Raw genomic sequence first — 16,688 nt, forward strand, 5'->3', positions numbered from 1 at the left:
CGCACTGCGGGCGTCAGTGCCAATGCTTTATCGCTATTTTGAAAAGCTGATCGATATTTTCCGCGAAGCACCCACGCCTGCTCCACCCAGTACCGTCTGGGCGTTTTATTACTACTACCTGCGTCAGGTGTGGCCGATCTTTGCCGCCCTGCTGGTGGTCGGGCTGATTGCCGCCTTGATCGAGGTCTCACTGTTCAGCTACCTGAGCACACTGATTGACCTGACCCAGGGCACACCCAACACCGACTTCTTCAAGATCCACAGCAACGAACTGATCTGGATGGCAGTCGTCGCACTGATCATCCGCCCGATTTTCTTCGGCCTGCATGACCTGCTGGTGCACCAGACCCTGAGCCCGAGCATGACCAGCATGATCCGCTGGCAAAACCACAGCTACGTGCTCAAGCAAAGCCTCAACTTCTTTCAAAACGACTTCGCCGGCCGGATCGCCCAGCGCATCATGCAAACCGGCAACTCGCTGCGTGACTCGGCGGTGCAGGCGGTCGATGCCCTGTGGCATGTATTGATCTATGCCATCAGCTCGCTGGTGCTGTTTGCCGAGGCTGACTGGCGTCTGATGATCCCGCTGCTGACCTGGATCGCCTGCTATATCGGCGCCCTGTACTACTTCGTGCCCCGGGTCAAAGAACGCTCGGTGGTGTCCTCCGATGCCCGCTCCAAACTGATGGGCCGTATCGTTGACGGCTATACCAATATCACCACCCTCAAACTCTTTGCCCATACCAACTTCGAGCAGCAATACGCCCGCGAAGCAATCATCGAGCAGACCGAAAAAACCCAGCTGGCGAGCCGCGTAGTGACCAGCATGGATGTCACCATCACCACCCTCAACGGCCTGTTGATCGTCACCACCAGCGGTCTGGCATTGTGGCTGTGGAGCCAGTCGCTGATCAGCGTGGGGGCCATTGCCCTGGCCACAGGCCTGGTGATTCGTATCGTCAACATGTCCGGCTGGATCATGTGGGTAGTCAACGGCATCTTTGAAAACATCGGTATGGTCCAGGACGGCTTGCAGACCATTGCCCAGCCTGTGGCCGTGACTGATCGCGAACAGGCTCCGCGCCTGAATGTAGAGCGCGGCGAAGTGCGCTTTGAGCACGTGGACTTCCACTACGGCAAACGCAGCGGCATCATCAGCGACCTCAATCTGGTGATCAAACCCGGCGAGAAAATCGGCTTGATCGGTCCTTCCGGCGCGGGCAAGTCAACGCTGGTCAACCTGCTGTTGCGCCTGTACGACTTGCAAGGCGGAAAAATCCTGATCGACGGTCAGAATATCGCCCAAGTGACCCAGGAAAGCCTGCGCGAACAAATCGGCATGATTACCCAGGACACCTCGCTGCTGCATCGTTCGATCCGCGACAATCTGCTGTACGGCAAACCGGATGCCACCGATGAAGAGCTCTGGGAGGCCGTACGCAAGGCCCGCGCCGACGAGTTCATCCCGAACCTGTCAGATGCCCAGGGCCGTAGCGGCTTCGACGCCCACGTGGGCGAGCGCGGGGTCAAGCTCTCGGGGGGCCAGCGCCAGCGCATCGCCATTGCCCGGGTACTGCTCAAGAACGCGCCAATCCTGATCATGGACGAAGCCACCTCGGCGCTGGACTCCGAAGTTGAAGCAGCCATTCAGGAAAGCCTCGAAACCCTGATGCAAGGCAAAACCGTGATTGCCATCGCTCACCGGCTGTCCACCATCGCCCGCATGGACCGCCTGGTGGTCCTGGAAAAAGGCCATATTGCAGAGTCCGGAACCCATGCCGAACTGCTCGCCCATGGCGGTTTGTATGCGCGCCTGTGGCAGCACCAGACAGGCGGTTTTGTCGGTCTGGACTGAGTTAAAAAAAGCAGCTCTGCAACGCCACTGATACACAGCGCCAGCGCCCGGTTTTTAAGGGCTCTGGGGTTTTTCAGGGCGTTTGCCAATCCTTGGCGCCCTGGTGTATTTCAATAATCTCGGGGCGGGTGTGCGGAATGCTGAAGACGGCGATGTTGATCATCCCGGCGAGGATCAGGCCAGCCGGTAAGGCAGAGCCGACCTCGCCTCTTCGGCATACGCCAGCACCCCCACTCGCTCACGCGCCAGAAAATCACTCACTGCCGCTTTCAATCCCTGATGGCGCAAGTAATGCCAGGAGTGAGTGATGACCGGCTCAAAGCCGCGTATCAGCTTGTGCTCACCCTGGGCACCGGCGTCAAAGCGCTGGATACCGCCTGCGATGGCGTAGTCCATGCCCTGATAGAAACAGGTCTCGAAGTGCAATCGGTCGAACTCGCCCAGGCACCCCCAGTAGCGACCATACAGGCTGTCGCCGCCCACCAGGCTGAAGGCCATTGCCACCGGGCTTGAGCCCTGTCTGGCCAGCACCACACGAATGGACTCGGGCATGCGCTCGGCCAACAGGCTGAAAAATTCACGGGTCAGATACGGGGTTTGTCGACGCACTGCGTAGGTGTTGGCGTAGCAGGCATACACGAAATCCCATTGCGCCTCGCTCACATGCTGTCCTTCGAGCCATTCAAACTCGAATCCCTGCCCCGCCACTTGCTCGCGCTCCTTGCGCATTTGCTTGCGTTTGCGCGAGCTCAAACCATCGAGAAAGTCCTGAAAGTCACGGTACCCGCGATTTTGCCAATGAAACTGGCAGCCCAGCCGCTGCAGCCAGCCGGGCTGCTGTGACAAGGCCGTATCGGCCAGCGCATCGGTGAAATTGATATGGGCGCTGGAGAGCCCTTCTATCTCCAGGTAACCGGGCAAAGCAGCCAGCAGTTCAAGCCCGTCGGCGCTACTGGCCGCCAGCAATCGCGGGCCGCTGACCGGGCTGAACGGCACCGCCGTCAGCAGCTTGGGGTAGTACTCGATACCCGCCCGCTCGCAGGCATTGGCCCATTCATGATCGAACACGTATTCGCCGTAGGAGTGCCATTTGCGATAACTGGGAAGCGCTGCCAGCAACTGACCATTTTCATAATGCAGCAGGTGCTCGGGCTGCCAGCCGGAATGGGGGCCCAGGCTGGCACTGTCTTCCAGTGCACTCAGAAAAGCATGGCGCAGGAACGGTTGCGCCACTGGCACCAATGCATCCCATTCGTGGGCCGAGATGGCGGACAGGCTGTCCAGGCGGTGTAACGGCATTGGTTGTCCCCGGAGTGCGACGTAGAGCGGCGATGGTAGCACCTGATGCCCGGTGGGAGCTGTTGGCTGGCGAAACCGCTGTCACAGATTCGATATCACTTTGCCACTTTTCTGTCATGTCCAGCCGCGATACTGGCGCCGCTTCTTAGAACGCAGGGTTATGAGCGGTTTGTTTGCAACAGGCTCAAGCCTCATTAACGCGAGCCCATCAAGGGCCGATTTTTCCTGAGATGGCCAGGGCCATCTCAACACTGGGAGTTTCATATGCGTCTTGTATCTACACGGGTTGCGGCGGGACTGTGTGGCGGACTGGTACTGGCCATGAGCGTCCCGGCCAGTGCCGGAGTCGATGCCAAACTGCTCGAAATGCTTAAAGCCAACGGCTCCATTTCACCGGCCCAATATGCCGAGCTGCAAACCGAACTCACCAGCGAAAAACAGGCCCAACAAGAAGCAGCCGCCAATCAGGTGAAAAAATCGGACCTCAGCGCCTTCGAACAAAAAGTGGCCTGGGCGGCCAAGACCGAATTCAAGGGCGACGTCAGGGTTCGCCAGGAAACGGTCAAGATCGATGGTGAGTCCGATGGTAAAAACAAGGATCGCCAACGAATTCGTGCTCGTCTGGGCGCCTACACCGAAATCAACCCGCAAGTGAATACCGGTATCCGTATCGCCACCGGCGGAGGCGACGATGCCCGCTCCACCAACCAGGATCTGGACAACTACTTCGACAAGAAACAACTGTGGCTCGATCAGGCCTACATCGATTATCACCCGACAGCCGTCAAGGACCTGCACCTGATTGGCGGCAAAATGCCCCAGCCGTGGGTCAGCATGGGCGACGTGATCTGGGATAGCGATATCAACCCGGAAGGTCTGGCCGCCACTTACAAGCACAACCTGGGTAACAGCGGCGTCGAGATGTTCGGTAGCGCCGGCTACTACACCCTCAAAGACAATGTCGACGGCGAAGGCGTGCAGTTTCGCAACGACTTGAGCCTGTATGCCGGTCAGCTGGGCGCCCGTTTCGCACCCACCGACAGCCTGAAAGTGACCTTGGGCGGCAGTGTTTACAGTTACAACAATGACAAGGACAGCGCCTGCCCTACTACCGGCACCAAGACCACGCCATGTGCGCTGGCAGTCAACGGCAACAGCACTGACGAGTTCCGCCTGTACGAAGGCTTCGGCCAGGTCGATATCGCCAACCTGCCAGTGCCGCTGTCGCTGTACGGTCAATACGTACATAACGCAGCCACCGACAGCGATCAGGACAATGCCTGGCTGGTGGGTTTCAAAAGCAAGCTGAACGCCTTCAGCCTGGACTACAACTACCGCGATATTCAGCGTAACGCGGTGGTGGGGGCATTCACTGACTCTGACTTTGCCAACGGCACTACCGGTTCACGGGGGCACAAGATCAAACTGGGCTACGAGATCGACAAGAACTTTGGTCTGGGCGTGACGTACTTCCTGACCAAGGCTGACTACGCAACCTCCACGCAGAAGGATGCCAATGCCAACACGCTGCAACTGGACGTAGAAGCCAAGTTCTAAGAGCAATCTGTTGAGCGCAGGTCGCGTCGATCCCCTCTTATCCGTCGACGATGCCTGCGCCCAACGCTTTATTGCCCGCCTGACTGCTCGCGCATCATCCGCTTGACCGTCATCTCAAGATCGACCGGTGGTGGTTCCGGCAATGTTTTAAGCGCGGCTCCCATCAACCGCATTTGCCGGGTAAAACGCCTGCAATTGGGGCAAAACAGCACATGATGGCGCATCTGCAGGCGCTGACGAAATGTCAGCTGACCATCCAGGTAGTCGCTCGATCGGGCAACATATTGTTTGCAGGTCAACATTCCCCGGTTTCCTCGAAATGCTCCACGGTGGCGAAGACTTTAAGTCGGGCACGATGCACCAGCACCCTGGCATTGGAGAGCGATATCTGCAAAAGATTACAAATCTCCTCCAGCTCAAGCCCCTGACGATCGCGCAGTACCAGCACACTGCTTTGCAACTGCGGCAGACTGAGCAGCGTTTGCTCCAGGCATTCGCGCAACTCATGCTCTGTGAGCAGGGCTTCGGGGGTGTCCTGATGCCAGGCCAGGGGCGCCAGCAGCCAGTGCCCGTCAGAAGAGAACCGATCATCGTCGATCGTACCGTGGGGCGAAGGTAAATCGTCGAGCAGCACTTCCCGACGATTTTGCTTGTAGCGGTTTTTGGCTGCGTTGGCGGTGATGGTCAGCAGCCAGGTTTTAAGGCTTGAACGGGATTCAAAGCTGACAAGATTGCGTACCACCGCCAGCCAGGCATCCTGAACCGCTTCGTCGGCATGACGATTGCCCACAATGGCATAAGCCACGGCACGCATGGCCCCCTGATAGGTGCTGACCAGCTCCCGAAAGGCCTGCTGTTCACCGGCCAGCAGACGTTTGAGCAACTCAGTGTCGTCAGCAGCCATTGATACCTCGTCTGTTGTGAATCTGCAGGAGCCAGCTTGCTCGCGAGCGCTTTAAAAGCTCGCGAGCAAGCTCGCTCCTGCAGGATCCGGGATCAGCGTTTACGCAGAATTATGCTGCCAATCGAATAGCCCGCACCGAACGAACTGAGCACCGCCAGCGAACCGCCTGGCAGATCGTCCTGATACTTGTGAAAGGCGATTACCGAGCCTGCCGAACTGGTATTGGCGTAGGTGTCGAGAATCACCGGTGCTTCTTCGACCGAGGCTTCGCGACCCAGCAGACGTTTGACGATCAGGTGGTTCATGCTCAGGTTGGCCTGGTGCAGCCAGAAGCGCTTCACATCGGCCACGTCGAGCTGGTTCTCTTGCAGATGCTGGGCAATCAGCTCGGCCACCATCGGGCACACATCGCGGAATACCTTGCGGCCTTCCTGGACGAACAGCTTGTCGGGACTGTCTGGCGATTCGTCAGAAGCACGATTGAGGAAACCGAAGTTGTTGCGGATGTTGTTGGAGAAGGTGGTCAGCAGTTTGCTGCCGACGATATCGAACTGATGCCGGGAAGTGGCCAGATCGGCACGCTCGACCAACACCGCAGTCGCCGCATCACCAAAGATGAAGTGACTGTCGCGGTCACGGAAGTTCAGATGGCCGGTGCACACTTCGGGGCTGATCAACAGCACCGCGCGGGCCTGCCCCAGCTGGACGCTGTTGCTGGCGGTCTGAATGCCGAAGGTCGCCGAAGAACAGGCCACGTTCATGTCAAAGCCAAAACCTTGAATGCCCAGCGCCTGTTGCACTTCAATGGCAATGGCCGGGTACGGGCGCTGCAGGTTGGAGCAGGCAACGATGACCCCGTCGATGTCGGCAGCGGTTTTGCCCGCTCGCTCAAGCGCCTGCTTCGCGGCTCCAACGGCCATTTCACAGAGCACCGACATTTCATCGTTGGAGCGTACAGGCAACCGTGGACGCATGCGCTGCGGGTCAAGGATGCCGTCCTTGTCCATCACAAAACGGCTTTTGATGCCTGAGGCCTTTTCGATAAAGGCGGCACTGGACTCGGCCAGAGGCTCGATTTCTCCGGCCTCGATGGCGGCGCTGTTATCCGCATTGAACTGCTGCACATAGGCATTGAAAGACTGCACCAGCTCTTCGTTGGAGATGCTGTTGGCCGGGGTGTACAGGCCGGTGCCGCTAATGACGACGTTATGCACGGTCGTTCCTCTTATTCTGTTCAAACAGAAGATATTGAATTCATTTCAGGCAGTGATAGCAGCGAAGTTTGCCATAAACGCCAACATTTGGCGTTACTTCACGATCGTCCATCTGTGCAGGAGCGAGCTTTCAAGCCGCCAGACAGCTCGCGAGCACGCTCGCTCCTGCAGGGTATTCAGGCGTCCACCTGGCTCCATTGTTTGCTCAGGCGTTTGTCCGAAATCGGCACTTTGGTCCCCAACTGCTGGCCGAACAGCGACACGCGATATTCCTCCAGCCACCAGCGATACAGCTCCAGCTGCGGGTCGCGCTTGCCTTCCTGGGCATGCTTGGTGGCCCGGGCCTGGTACTGCGCCCACAAACCGCTCAGCTCGCCACTCCAGACCCGGTCTTTCTGGACCTGGCCGGGGAGTTTCTCCAGGCGCATTTCAATGGCCTTGAGGTAGCGCGGCAGTTCCTTGAGCCAGACTGCCGGGGTTTCCCGGACAAAACCCGGATACACCAGATTGCCGAGCTGCTGCTTGATGTCATTCAGGGCAACCGCTTGAGCCAGATCGATCTTGCCCTTGAAGCGCTTTTGCAGCCCGTGCCACAGCTTGAGAATATCCAGCGTCAGCCTGGCCAGCTTTTCGGCGTGCTCGGTCCAGGCCCCGCGCTTGCGCTCGGCAAGTGCAGCCAGGCCCGCACCATCGCGCGGCAGCACAGCTTCGCCTTCAAGGATGCAGCTGTCGAGGCTGGCCAGCAGAATGTCTTCCACCAGACTCTCGACCCTGCCCAGCTCGCGGTACAACAGGCCCAGTTCGGTCAGCCCCGGCAGCTTGGCGCGCAAGAATTTGGCCGGCTCGGCCAGTTGCTGCATCAACAACCGCTGGAGCGCCCGACGATGCTGATACTCAGCCTCGGCCGGGGTCGAGAAACGTCCTTCCTTGACGCTGTTGCCCTCTTCTACCAATGCCGGATAAACCGTCATCGACAACCCGGCTATCTTCTGCTGGGTTTTTTCAGCCACCGGGGCAAACACCTTGGCCTCTACCGGCTGCTGGTTTTTCGCTGTTTGCGGCACCGCCAACGCGGCCTGACTGGCCTGGGCAAAGCGTGCTGTCAGCTCGGCCAGATCGCGGCCTTCGCCGAGAAACTTGCCCTCGCCATCAACAATTTCGAGATTCATTTTCAGGTGGTTTTCCACCTGCTGCGCAGCTTCGGCCCAGGCTTCGTCACTCACCCGCGCCCCGGTCATGCGCAACAGCTCGCGACCCAGTGCCTGGGGCAACGACCCTTCGCCGTAGGCCATACGCTGCAAGGCGGCCTTGACGAAGTCCGGCACCGGCACAAAGTTTTTCCGTAGTGCCTTGGGCAGGCAGCGCACCAGAGCAATGCACTTGGCCTCGATCATGCCCGGCACCAGCCATTCCAGACGCTCGGGCGGCAACACCGAAAGCAACGGCGCAGGTACTTTGAGCGTCACCCCGTCACGGGGATGGTTGGGCTCGAAGTGATAACTCAGCTCCAGGGTCAAATCCCCCAGATGCAGGGTGTCCGGGAAATGCTGGGCGGTGATTTCAGTGGCTTCACGGGCCAGCACGTCTTCTTCACGCATGATCAACAGCTGCGGATCTTTCTGGCTGTTGATGCGATACCAGCTGTCGAAGGTGGCGGTCTGATGAATTTCAGCAGGCAGTCGCGCGTCGTAGAACCCGTACAGGGTTTCTTCGTCGGCCAGGATATCGCGGCGCCGGGCCTTGGCCTCCAGCTCGTCAAGTTGCTCCAGCAGTTGGGCATTGGCCGTCAGGCACTTGGCCCGCGACTGGATTTCGCCCCGCACCAGACCTTCGCGGATAAACAGCTCGCGGGACATCACAGGGTCAATCGGCCCGTAATGCACGGCACGCCGACCGACCACGATCAGGCCGAACAAGGTGATCTGCTCAAAGGCCACCACTTGTCCGCGCTTCTTCTCCCAGTGCGGCTCAAAGTAGTTCTTTTTGATCAGGTGCCCGGCCAGCGGCTCGATCCAGTCCGGCTCGATCTTGGCCACCATTCGCGCATAGAGCTTGGTGGTCTCCACCAGTTCGGCGGTCATCAGCCATTGCGGGCGTTTTTTACCCAGGCCGGAAGAAGGATGAATCCAGAACCGGCGCTGACGTGCGCCGAGGTAATCCCCCTCTTCAGTCTTTTGCCCGATCTGGCTGAGCAAGCCGGACAACACCGCCTTGTGCAGCTTGGGGTAGTCGGCCGGTTCTTTATTGACCGTCAACTGCATGTCGCGGCAGATCAGACTCAATTGGCGGTGTGAATCGCGCCATTCGCGCAGCCGCAGGTAATTGAGGAAGTTCTTGCGACACCAGCTGCGCAACGGACTGGCGGTCAAGGCCTGGCGCTGCTCTTCAAAGCCGCGCCAGACATTGATCAGCCCGGCGAAATCGGAGTCAACGTCTTTCCATTGGGCGTGGGCCTGATCCGCCGCTTGCTGGCGCTCGGGCGGACGCTCACGGGGGTCCTGTACCGACATCGCACTGGCAACAATCAACACTTCCTGCAAACTGCCGAGCCTGGCTGCTTCCAGCAGCATGCGACCCATGCGCGGGTCCACCGGCAAGCGCGCCAGTTGACGCCCCAGCGGCGTGAGCTGGTTCTCGCGGTTCACTGCCGACAGTTCTTGCAACAGGTTGAAACCGTCAGTGATGGCCTTGCCATCCGGCGGTTCGATAAACGGGAACGCAGTAATCTCGCCCAGACGCAGGTGCAACATCTGCAAGATGACGGCGGCAAGGTTGGTGCGCAGAATTTCCGGATCAGTAAATTCCGGGCGCCCGTTGAAGTCTTCTTCGGCGTACAAACGCACACAGATACCCGGCTCAACCCGACCGCAACGGCCTTTACGCTGATTGGCGCTGGCCTGGGAAATCGCTTCGATGGGCAGGCGCTGAACCTTGGCCCGATAGCTATAGCGGCTGATACGGGCGGTGCCGCTGTCGATCACATAGCGAATGCCCGGCACCGTCAGCGAGGTTTCAGCCACGTTGGTTGCCAGCACCACGCGGCGCCCCGGGTGCGACTGGAAAATGCGCTGCTGCTCGGCAGGTGACAATCGCGCATACAGAGGCAGAATTTCGGTGTGCTTGAGTTGCGCCTTGCGCAGCATCTCGGCTGCGTCGCGAATTTCCCGCTCACCGGGCAAGAACACCAGCACGTCGCCGGGGCTTTTGCGTTCACTGCGCTCAAAGGCGGCAATTTCATCAAGGGTGGCAATGATCGCCTGGTCGACGCTCAAATCTTCCTCGACACTGTTGCCCTCTTCATCCTGCTCCGAGGTCAGCGGTCGATACCAGGTCTCGACCGGGAAGGTACGGCCCGACACCTCGACAATCGGCGCATCGTTGAAGTGCCTGGAGAAGCGCTCCAGATCGATGGTGGCCGAAGTGATGATAACTTTCAGGTCCGGACGACGCGGCAGCAGGATTTTCAGGTAGCCCAGCAAAAAATCGATGTTCAGGCTGCGTTCGTGGGCTTCGTCGACGATGATCGTGTCGTAGCGTTCCAGATAACGGTCGTGCTGGGTTTCGGCCAGCAGGATACCGTCAGTCATCAGTTTGACCAGGGTGTTGGAATCGCTTTGATCCTCAAACCGCACCTGGTACCCCACCAGCGCGCCCAACGGCGTGGCCAGTTCTTCGGCCACCCGGCTGGCTACGCTGCGCGCCGCAATTCGACGGGGTTGGGTATGGCCGATCAAACCGTGTTGACCGCGACCGATTTCCAGACAGATTTTCGGCAACTGGGTGGTTTTACCCGAGCCGGTTTCACCGGCCAGAATCAGCACCTGATGCTTGAGCAACGCGGCCTTGATCTCATCGCGCTTGGCGGCGATCGGCAGGTTCTCGTCATAACGAATCAGCGGCACACTGGCCGCCCGCGCTTTCACCTGCGCGCACGATGCCTGCACCCGCTCGGCCCACGCGGCCAATTTGGCCACGTCGTCAGGCTTTTTGCGCAGCTCATGCAATTGCCGACGCAGTTTATGGCGGTCGGCAATCATGGCTTGATCAAGGTTTTTCAACAGTTGGTCGATAGCAGGCGATTCGTCAGTCATCAGGCGCGCAAAAGTCTTCGTAAATGCAGGGGGCGGATTGTCGCAGATTTGGCCCCACCCCGTGAACGGGATCTACAGCTGGATATGGCATCCATGCCAAAGGCGCCGTTACTCGGAGGCGGGCAGCTGCCGGCCGGTGGCCTGAGGTTTTCCCGCCACCGCCACCGCCAGTACCAGAACAGCCAGGGCCACCAGCCCCCGGATAAACCAGGTCTTGCCGGCAGTCACCAGTAGCCAGCCCCCCCGGCCTCGAGCGTTGTCCGTGCACAGGGATATTGCGCCCGGGCAGCCATTGCCTTGCGCGCTGTATCCCCTAAACTGCCCGGCTCAAACCTTGTAAGGAATCACCGTGAGACTTGTCGATATTGCACGGATGCTGTCACTGGCAGGCATTTGGGGCGCCAGCTTTCTGTTTATGCGGATTATTGCGCCGGTGATCGGGACCATTCCTACCGCGTTTTTTCGAGTATCCATAGCCGCTACCGGCCTGGTGGTGATTCTGGCGCTGATGCGCGTGAGCTGGAATTTCGGCGGAAAGCTCAAGGTGATTTTGATCCTGGGGGTAATCAACTCGGGCATTCCGGCCACGTTGTATTCGGTGGCGGCCCAGGTATTGCCTGCTGGTTATTCATCAATATTCAACGCGACCACACCGCTGATGGGCGTGCTGATTGGCGGGTTGTTCTTTAGCGAAAAACTCACTGCGACCAAAATGGCCGGTGTGTTTTTAGGCTTGTTCGGAGTCGGCATCCTGACGCGTGCCGGGCCAGTGGCATTTGATATGGATCTGCTGATGGGCGCCCTCGCCTGTCTGCTGGCCACCACCTGTTATGGCTTTGCCGGTTTCCTGGCGCGCCGCTGGCTGGATCAGCAAGGCGGGCTTGACCCCCGTCTTTCGGCACTGGGCAGCATGCTCGGGGCCACGCTGTTTCTGTTGCCACTGTTTGCCCTGAGCGCCATCAACCAGCCGCCGGCCAGTTGGGGCGGAGCAAGCGTGTGGCTTTCCCTTTTGGGCCTTGGACTGGTCTGTACGGCGTTTGCCTACATTCTGTACTTCCGCCTACTGACCAGCATTGGTCCGGTCAAATCCATGACCGTGACCTTTATGATTCCGCCATTTGGCGTGCTGTGGGGCGCGTTGTTTCTGGATGAGCCGCTGTCAATGGCACATATCTACGGCGGGTTGCTGATCGCTGTAGCGGTATGGCTGGTGCTCAAGCCTGCTGCAGTGGCAAAAGCTGTAAACCCGTGAGTCCGGGGATCTGCAGGAGCGAGCTGTATCGTGGGACAAGTACAGCTCGCTCCTGCAGTTCAGGGTGTCAGGCCGTTTTACGGAACACGAACACCAGCCCGATGATGATCAGCGCCATGCCCAGCAAGCTCAAAGCCGCCAGTTTATTGCCGAAAATCAGATAGTCCATCACCGCGGTCACCGCCGGCACCAGATAAAACAGGCTGGTGACGTTGACCAGATTGCCTTTGGCGATCATCCGGTACAGCAGCAAGGTCGCCAGTACTGAAACCACCAGCCCCATCCACAACACCGGCACCACAAACCCGGCACTGTGTTCGAAGTGAAATGGCTGGAACGGTACAAACACCGCACATACCAGCAACCCTGCAAGGTATTGCAGCGGCAGCGTACCCAGCGGGTTTTGGGTAATGCGCTTTTGCATCAAGGTGCCCGCCGTCATGCTGGCCAGTGCCAGCAAGGCATACAGCATGCCGGTCCAGGACAAACCTGCCAGACCGATGCCCTGGTAGACCACCAGGATCAAACCGCCCAGCCCCAGCAGCAACCCCAGAGACCGACTGAAGGAATGCCGCCGCTCCATGATCACGGCGGTCAGGATCGGTTGCACCCCCATCACGGTGGCCATCACCCCCGGGGTTACTTTCAGATCCAGCGCCAGCAGGTAAAAAATCTGATAGGCGCCCAACAGCACTACACCGGTGGCCAGTGCATAGCTGATCCCCTTGACGCCACGGGGCAGTTGAAACTTCATCAACGGGATTATCAGCGCCAGCGCCAGCAAGGCGATGGCAAAACGGATCAACAAAAAGGCAAAGGGCGATGCATGGGCCAGCCCCCACTTGGAGAAGATGGCGCCACTGCTCCACAGCAGAACGAACAGGCTCGTGGAAACAGCCGCCAGCGCGGACTCTTTAGAAATCGAAAACATGGGTAACACCTGTCATCAGGCAAAAAAGCCAACTCAGCCAAAGCTGAAGTTCAGAGGTTTTTCAGGCGGGTACGGGCAGCTGAAAGATCAGTTCAGCCCGCGACAACAACACCTGGTGGCGACGCCACAGTGCGGCTGACAGGAGGGGGATAGTGACTGATCTGCGCAGGCTGCTGGTTTGCGCACGGCACCACGCCAGCAGAGACTGCTGAAACGACAACGCTGTGGGAGAGGCAAACCGGCATGGGCTGATCTTTTTTGGAGAGAAGATGCGGAGCGCTTGGGCTCATCGAGCGCTGACTATAACCAGCGCCCGATACAAATTGCAATGCTTTAACCGAACAACCAGCGCCACAACAACAGCAGCACGATCACGGCCAATATTGGACGGGCCACGCGGTAAAGTTTGGGGTTACGGCGCTTCCATTGTTTGACCACACCACTGAAACGGTCGCTGAACGTCTTGCTCCAGGCATAGGCCTTGTTGATGCCGCCTACGCGCTCGTCATCGGTGTTCTGTGGAGCGGTGGCTTTGCCCAGCTGAGCGCTGACCCAGCGGTTGATGCGCGTCATCAGGGGGCTGGTGAGCGGCCGTTCGATGTCACAAAAGAGGATGACGCGGGTGATGTCGGTTTCATTCTTGACCCAGTGCACGTAGGTCTCGTCGAACATCACGTCCTCGCCGTCGCGCCAGGAATACTCTTCGCCATCAACGAAAATCCGGCAAGCATCCGAGTTGGGTGTCGACAGGCCCAGGTGATAACGCAACGAACCTGCGAACGGGTCACGGTGCGGGTTGAGGTGGCTGCCCCCCGGCAACAGGGCAAACATTGCGCCTTTGACGTTGGGGATGCTGTTCACCAGCTCGACGGTCTTGGGGCACAGCAGTTCGGCTGATGGCAGCGCTTTGTCGTACCACTTGAGGTAAAAACGCTTCCAGCCTTTTTTGAAGAACGATCCAAAACCGGCATCGTTGTTCTTTTCGGCGGCGCGGATATAGCCCTCATCGAACAGGTGCATGGCTTCTTCGCGAATCACTTGCCAGTTGTCTTTAAGAACATCCAGCTCGGGAAACTTGCTGCGGTCCAGGTAGGGCCGGGACGGGACGCCGGAGAACAGATACATCAAGGCGTTATAGGGCGCAAAGAACGCGGAGTGGTTGACGAACTGGCGCAACACCGGCAGGCGCGCCTTGCCGCGCAAATGCACGTAAAGGATGCTGCCGACAAACAGCAGTATCAACCCTGCCTTGATGGCGAAGGATAAGGTCATGCAACAACTCCTCGAAAATAGGCAACCTGCCCCGGTCTGTCATGCAACGTGGCAGCCGGCCATGATAAACACTCCCGGCCCCGGGCAAAACCCGCCTGATCCAACATTCAGCGTTAAGGAAGACGTAATAACGAGTCAATAGTGCATAAGTCGCAGCTCTGAGCGCTTGATTTGGGTCAGTTGCATCCGCCTGGCGGGGGCCGGCTTGCCTGCGACAGCACCACGATGCCTGAATCGCTGGCAAGCCTGCACCCTGGGAAACGGGCTTACTGCTGTAATTCCTGCTCGCTGAACATATCGCTGAACAGGTAGCTCGACAGGTAGCGCTCACCCGAGTCGGGGAGGATCACAACGATAGTCTTGCCCTGCATTTCCGGGGTTTCAGCCAAACGTACTGCCACAGCCATTGCCGCGCCGCATGAGATCCCGCACAAGATGCCTTCTTCGTGCATCAGACGCAGGGCCATGGCCTTGGATTCGTCATCACTGACCAGTTCGACTTTATCGAGAATCGACAAATCGAGGTTTTTCGGTACAAAACCGGCACCGATGCCCTGGATCTTGTGGGGCGACGGTTTGATCTCTTCACCGGCCAGCGCCTGGGTGATGACCGGCGAGGTGATGGGTTCTACCGCAACCGACAGAATCGGCTTGCCCTGGGTGTGTTTGATATAGCGGGAAATTCCGGTGATGGTGCCACCGGTTCCCACTCCAGCCACCAGCACGTCAATGCCGCCGTCAGTATCGTTCCAGATTTCCGGCCCGGTGGTTTTCTCATGGATTGCCGGGTTGGCCGGGTTTTCGAACTGCTGGGGCATGAAGTACTGCTCAGGATCGCTGTTGCAGATCTGCGCAGCCTTGTCGATGGCCCCTTTCATGCCCTTGGTCGGCTCGGTCAGTACCAGTTCGGCGCCCAGCGCCTTGAGCACCTTGCGCCGCTCGATACTCATGGAGGACGGCATGGTCAGCATCAATTTGTAACCGCGGGCAGCCGCGACAAAGGCCAGACCGATACCGGTATTGCCCGACGTCGGTTCAATGATGGTCATGCCGGGTTTGAGCACACCACGGCTTTCGGCGTCCCAGATCATATTGGCGCCGATCCGGCACTTCACCGAATAGCCCGGGTTACGGCCCTCGATCTTGGCCAGAATAGTCACGCCACGGGGCGCAATACTGTTGATTTGTACCAGAGGCGTGTTACCGATGGAGTGCGCGTTATCTACAAAAATGCGGCTCATGGCGGGGTCCTTATTCACCTTTTGGGAAGGCCTCAAGGGTAGGCCTCGTGTTCCCGGGCGTCCAGTCATGGCGTGACGCGCCATTCAGAGACTGAATGGCGCGTCTGCGTTCACCTCGGACGGGCGTCGCGTTATAGTCGGACATACTTTTTTGTTCTCCCGCCCTGCCCCTTGCAGGGCCCGGGTCCTGGTTTGAGGAATTGCAGATGAAGTTTGAAGGCACCCGCGCCTACGTGGCCACCGATGACCTGAAACTGGCGGTCAACGCGGCCATCACCCTGGAGCGCCCGCTGCTGGTCAAAGGTGAACCCGGCACCGGCAAGACCATGCTCGCCGAGCAACTGGCCGAATCCTTCGGTTGCAAGCTGATCACCTGGCACATCAAGTCCACCACCAAGGCCCATCAGGGCCTGTACGAGTACGACGCGGTCAGCCGTCTGCGTGATTCGCAGCTGGGGGTCGATAAAGTCCACGATGTGCGCAATTACCTGAAAAAGGGCAAGTTGTGGGAAGCCTTCGAAGCTGAAGAGCGGGTCATTTTGCTGATCGACGAAATCGACAAGGCCGACATCGAGTTCCCGAACGACCTGCTGCAAGAACTCGACAAGATGGAGTTCTACGTTTACGAGACCGACGAAACCATCAAGGCCAAAGTGCGCCCGATCATCATCATTACCTCCAACAACGAAAAAGAACTGCCGGATGCCTTCCTGCGCCGTTGCTTCTTCCACTACATCAGCTTCCCGGACCGCAGCACCCTGCAAAAGATCGTCGACGTACACTTCCCCGACATCAAGAAAGAACTGGTCAGTGAAGCGCTGGACGTGTTTTTCGACGTACGCAAAGTGCCCGGCCTGAAGAAAAAGCCTTCTACCTCCGAGCTGGTGGACTGGCTGAAACTGCTGATGGCCGACAATATTGGCGAGGCCGTGCTGCGCGAACGCGATCCGACCAAAGCCATCCCGCCACTGGCCGGCGCTCTGGTGAAGAACGAACAGGACGTGCAATTGCTGGAGCGTCTGGCGTTCATGAGCCGTCGCGCTAATCGCTGATTTTTCCAGAAGGCGATAAG

12 protein-coding genes are annotated in these 16,688 nt (G+C 58.6%); 4 read left to right on the top strand and 8 right to left on the bottom strand.

Annotation, left to right across the window (positions count from 1 at the left end):
* Positions 1-22: 22 nt before the first annotated feature.
* The gene (locus tag FEZ21_RS18700; RefSeq protein ID WP_003441666.1) at positions 23-1,855 is read left to right on the top strand and encodes an ABC transporter ATP-binding protein; all 1,833 of its coding nucleotides are present in this window, start codon (positions 23-25) and stop codon (positions 1,853-1,855) included.
* A 174-nt stretch (positions 1,856-2,029) separates the two neighbouring features.
* Here FEZ21_RS18700 and FEZ21_RS18705 read toward each other — a convergent pair whose 3' ends face one another.
* The gene (locus tag FEZ21_RS18705) at positions 2,030-3,154 is read right to left on the bottom strand and encodes a GNAT family N-acetyltransferase (protein WP_160628119.1); all 1,125 of its coding nucleotides are present in this window, start codon (positions 3,152-3,154) and stop codon (positions 2,030-2,032) included.
* Positions 3,155-3,418: 264 nt separating this feature from the next.
* On the opposite strand from FEZ21_RS18705, the gene FEZ21_RS18710 reads away from it, so the two are divergent.
* Complete coding sequence (locus FEZ21_RS18710; RefSeq protein WP_029612602.1) at positions 3,419-4,711, top strand: putative porin; 1,293 nt, start codon at positions 3,419-3,421, stop codon at positions 4,709-4,711.
* Between the two features lie 68 nt (positions 4,712-4,779).
* On the opposite strand, the gene FEZ21_RS18715 is transcribed toward FEZ21_RS18710, so the two are convergent.
* The 4 genes from FEZ21_RS18715 to hrpA all read right to left on the bottom strand — a co-directional run bounded on the left by FEZ21_RS18715 (position 4,780) and on the right by hrpA (position 10,920).
* Complete coding sequence (locus FEZ21_RS18715; protein ID WP_010656465.1) at positions 4,780-5,013, bottom strand: anti-sigma factor; 234 nt, start codon at positions 5,011-5,013, stop codon at positions 4,780-4,782.
* Positions 5,007-5,615: an RNA polymerase sigma factor gene (locus FEZ21_RS18720; protein ID WP_003441656.1), complete on the bottom strand. Its 609-nt coding sequence runs from the start codon at positions 5,613-5,615 to the stop codon at positions 5,007-5,009. The genes FEZ21_RS18715 and FEZ21_RS18720 overlap by 7 nt, the downstream gene beginning before the upstream one ends.
* A gap of 92 nt (positions 5,616-5,707) precedes the next feature.
* Positions 5,708-6,829, bottom strand: a complete 1,122-nt coding sequence (locus tag FEZ21_RS18725) for a beta-ketoacyl-ACP synthase III (protein ID WP_003441654.1) — start codon at positions 6,827-6,829, stop codon at positions 5,708-5,710.
* Positions 6,830-7,005: 176 nt separating this feature from the next.
* Positions 7,006-10,920 carry an ATP-dependent RNA helicase HrpA gene (gene hrpA, locus FEZ21_RS18730; RefSeq protein ID WP_160628121.1) on the bottom strand — a complete coding sequence of 1,305 codons (3,915 nt, stop codon included), beginning with the start codon at positions 10,918-10,920 and terminating at the stop codon, positions 7,006-7,008.
* A gap of 349 nt (positions 10,921-11,269) precedes the next feature.
* On the opposite strand from hrpA, the gene FEZ21_RS18735 reads away from it, so the two are divergent.
* Positions 11,270-12,172: a DMT family transporter gene (locus tag FEZ21_RS18735; protein ID WP_003441650.1), complete on the top strand. Its 903-nt coding sequence runs from the start codon at positions 11,270-11,272 to the stop codon at positions 12,170-12,172.
* 67 nt (positions 12,173-12,239) lie between these two features.
* On the opposite strand, the gene FEZ21_RS18740 is transcribed toward FEZ21_RS18735, so the two are convergent.
* The 3 genes from FEZ21_RS18740 to cysK all read right to left on the bottom strand — a co-directional run bounded on the left by FEZ21_RS18740 (position 12,240) and on the right by cysK (position 15,616).
* Complete coding sequence (locus FEZ21_RS18740) at positions 12,240-13,103, bottom strand: DMT family transporter (RefSeq protein ID WP_160628125.1); 864 nt, start codon at positions 13,101-13,103, stop codon at positions 12,240-12,242.
* A 333-nt stretch (positions 13,104-13,436) separates the two neighbouring features.
* The gene (locus FEZ21_RS18745; protein WP_003441646.1) at positions 13,437-14,375 is read right to left on the bottom strand and encodes an aspartyl/asparaginyl beta-hydroxylase domain-containing protein; all 939 of its coding nucleotides are present in this window, start codon (positions 14,373-14,375) and stop codon (positions 13,437-13,439) included.
* A 266-nt stretch (positions 14,376-14,641) separates the two neighbouring features.
* A complete protein-coding gene (cysK, locus tag FEZ21_RS18750) occupies positions 14,642-15,616 on the bottom strand; it encodes a cysteine synthase A (protein WP_010656467.1) in 975 nt (324 codons plus the stop codon).
* A 206-nt stretch (positions 15,617-15,822) separates the two neighbouring features.
* On the opposite strand from cysK, the gene FEZ21_RS18755 reads away from it, so the two are divergent.
* Positions 15,823-16,668 (top strand): MoxR family ATPase, encoded by an 846-nt coding sequence (locus tag FEZ21_RS18755; RefSeq protein WP_003441642.1) that lies wholly within the window; start codon positions 15,823-15,825, stop codon positions 16,666-16,668.
* Positions 16,669-16,688: the final 20 nt, after the last annotated feature.

The sequence above is a fragment of the Pseudomonas sp. 9.1(2019) genome (assembly GCF_009910445.1).
In the GTDB taxonomy this organism is placed as follows: domain Bacteria; phylum Pseudomonadota; class Gammaproteobacteria; order Pseudomonadales; family Pseudomonadaceae; genus Aquipseudomonas; species Aquipseudomonas paraversuta.

Excerpts from the sequence above, each read along its gene's own strand:
- FEZ21_RS18745 (WP_003441646.1), bottom strand. The coding sequence starts at position 14,375 with ATGACCTTATCCTTCGCCATCAAGGCAGGGTTGATACTGCTGTTTGTC.
- FEZ21_RS18715 (WP_010656465.1), bottom strand. The coding sequence starts at position 5,013 with ATGTTGACCTGCAAACAATATGTTGCCCGATCGAGCGACTACCTGGAT.
- FEZ21_RS18755 (WP_003441642.1), top strand. The coding sequence starts at position 15,823 with ATGAAGTTTGAAGGCACCCGCGCCTACGTGGCCACCGATGACCTGAAA.
- FEZ21_RS18740 (WP_160628125.1), bottom strand. The coding sequence starts at position 13,103 with ATGTTTTCGATTTCTAAAGAGTCCGCGCTGGCGGCTGTTTCCACGAGC.
- FEZ21_RS18710 (WP_029612602.1), top strand. The coding sequence starts at position 3,419 with ATGCGTCTTGTATCTACACGGGTTGCGGCGGGACTGTGTGGCGGACTG.
- cysK (WP_010656467.1), bottom strand. The coding sequence starts at position 15,616 with ATGAGCCGCATTTTTGTAGATAACGCGCACTCCATCGGTAACACGCCT.
- FEZ21_RS18705 (WP_160628119.1), bottom strand. The coding sequence starts at position 3,154 with ATGCCGTTACACCGCCTGGACAGCCTGTCCGCCATCTCGGCCCACGAA.
- hrpA (WP_160628121.1), bottom strand. The coding sequence starts at position 10,920 with ATGACTGACGAATCGCCTGCTATCGACCAACTGTTGAAAAACCTTGAT.
- FEZ21_RS18720 (WP_003441656.1), bottom strand. The coding sequence starts at position 5,615 with ATGGCTGCTGACGACACTGAGTTGCTCAAACGTCTGCTGGCCGGTGAA.
- FEZ21_RS18700 (WP_003441666.1), top strand. The coding sequence starts at position 23 with ATGCTTTATCGCTATTTTGAAAAGCTGATCGATATTTTCCGCGAAGCA.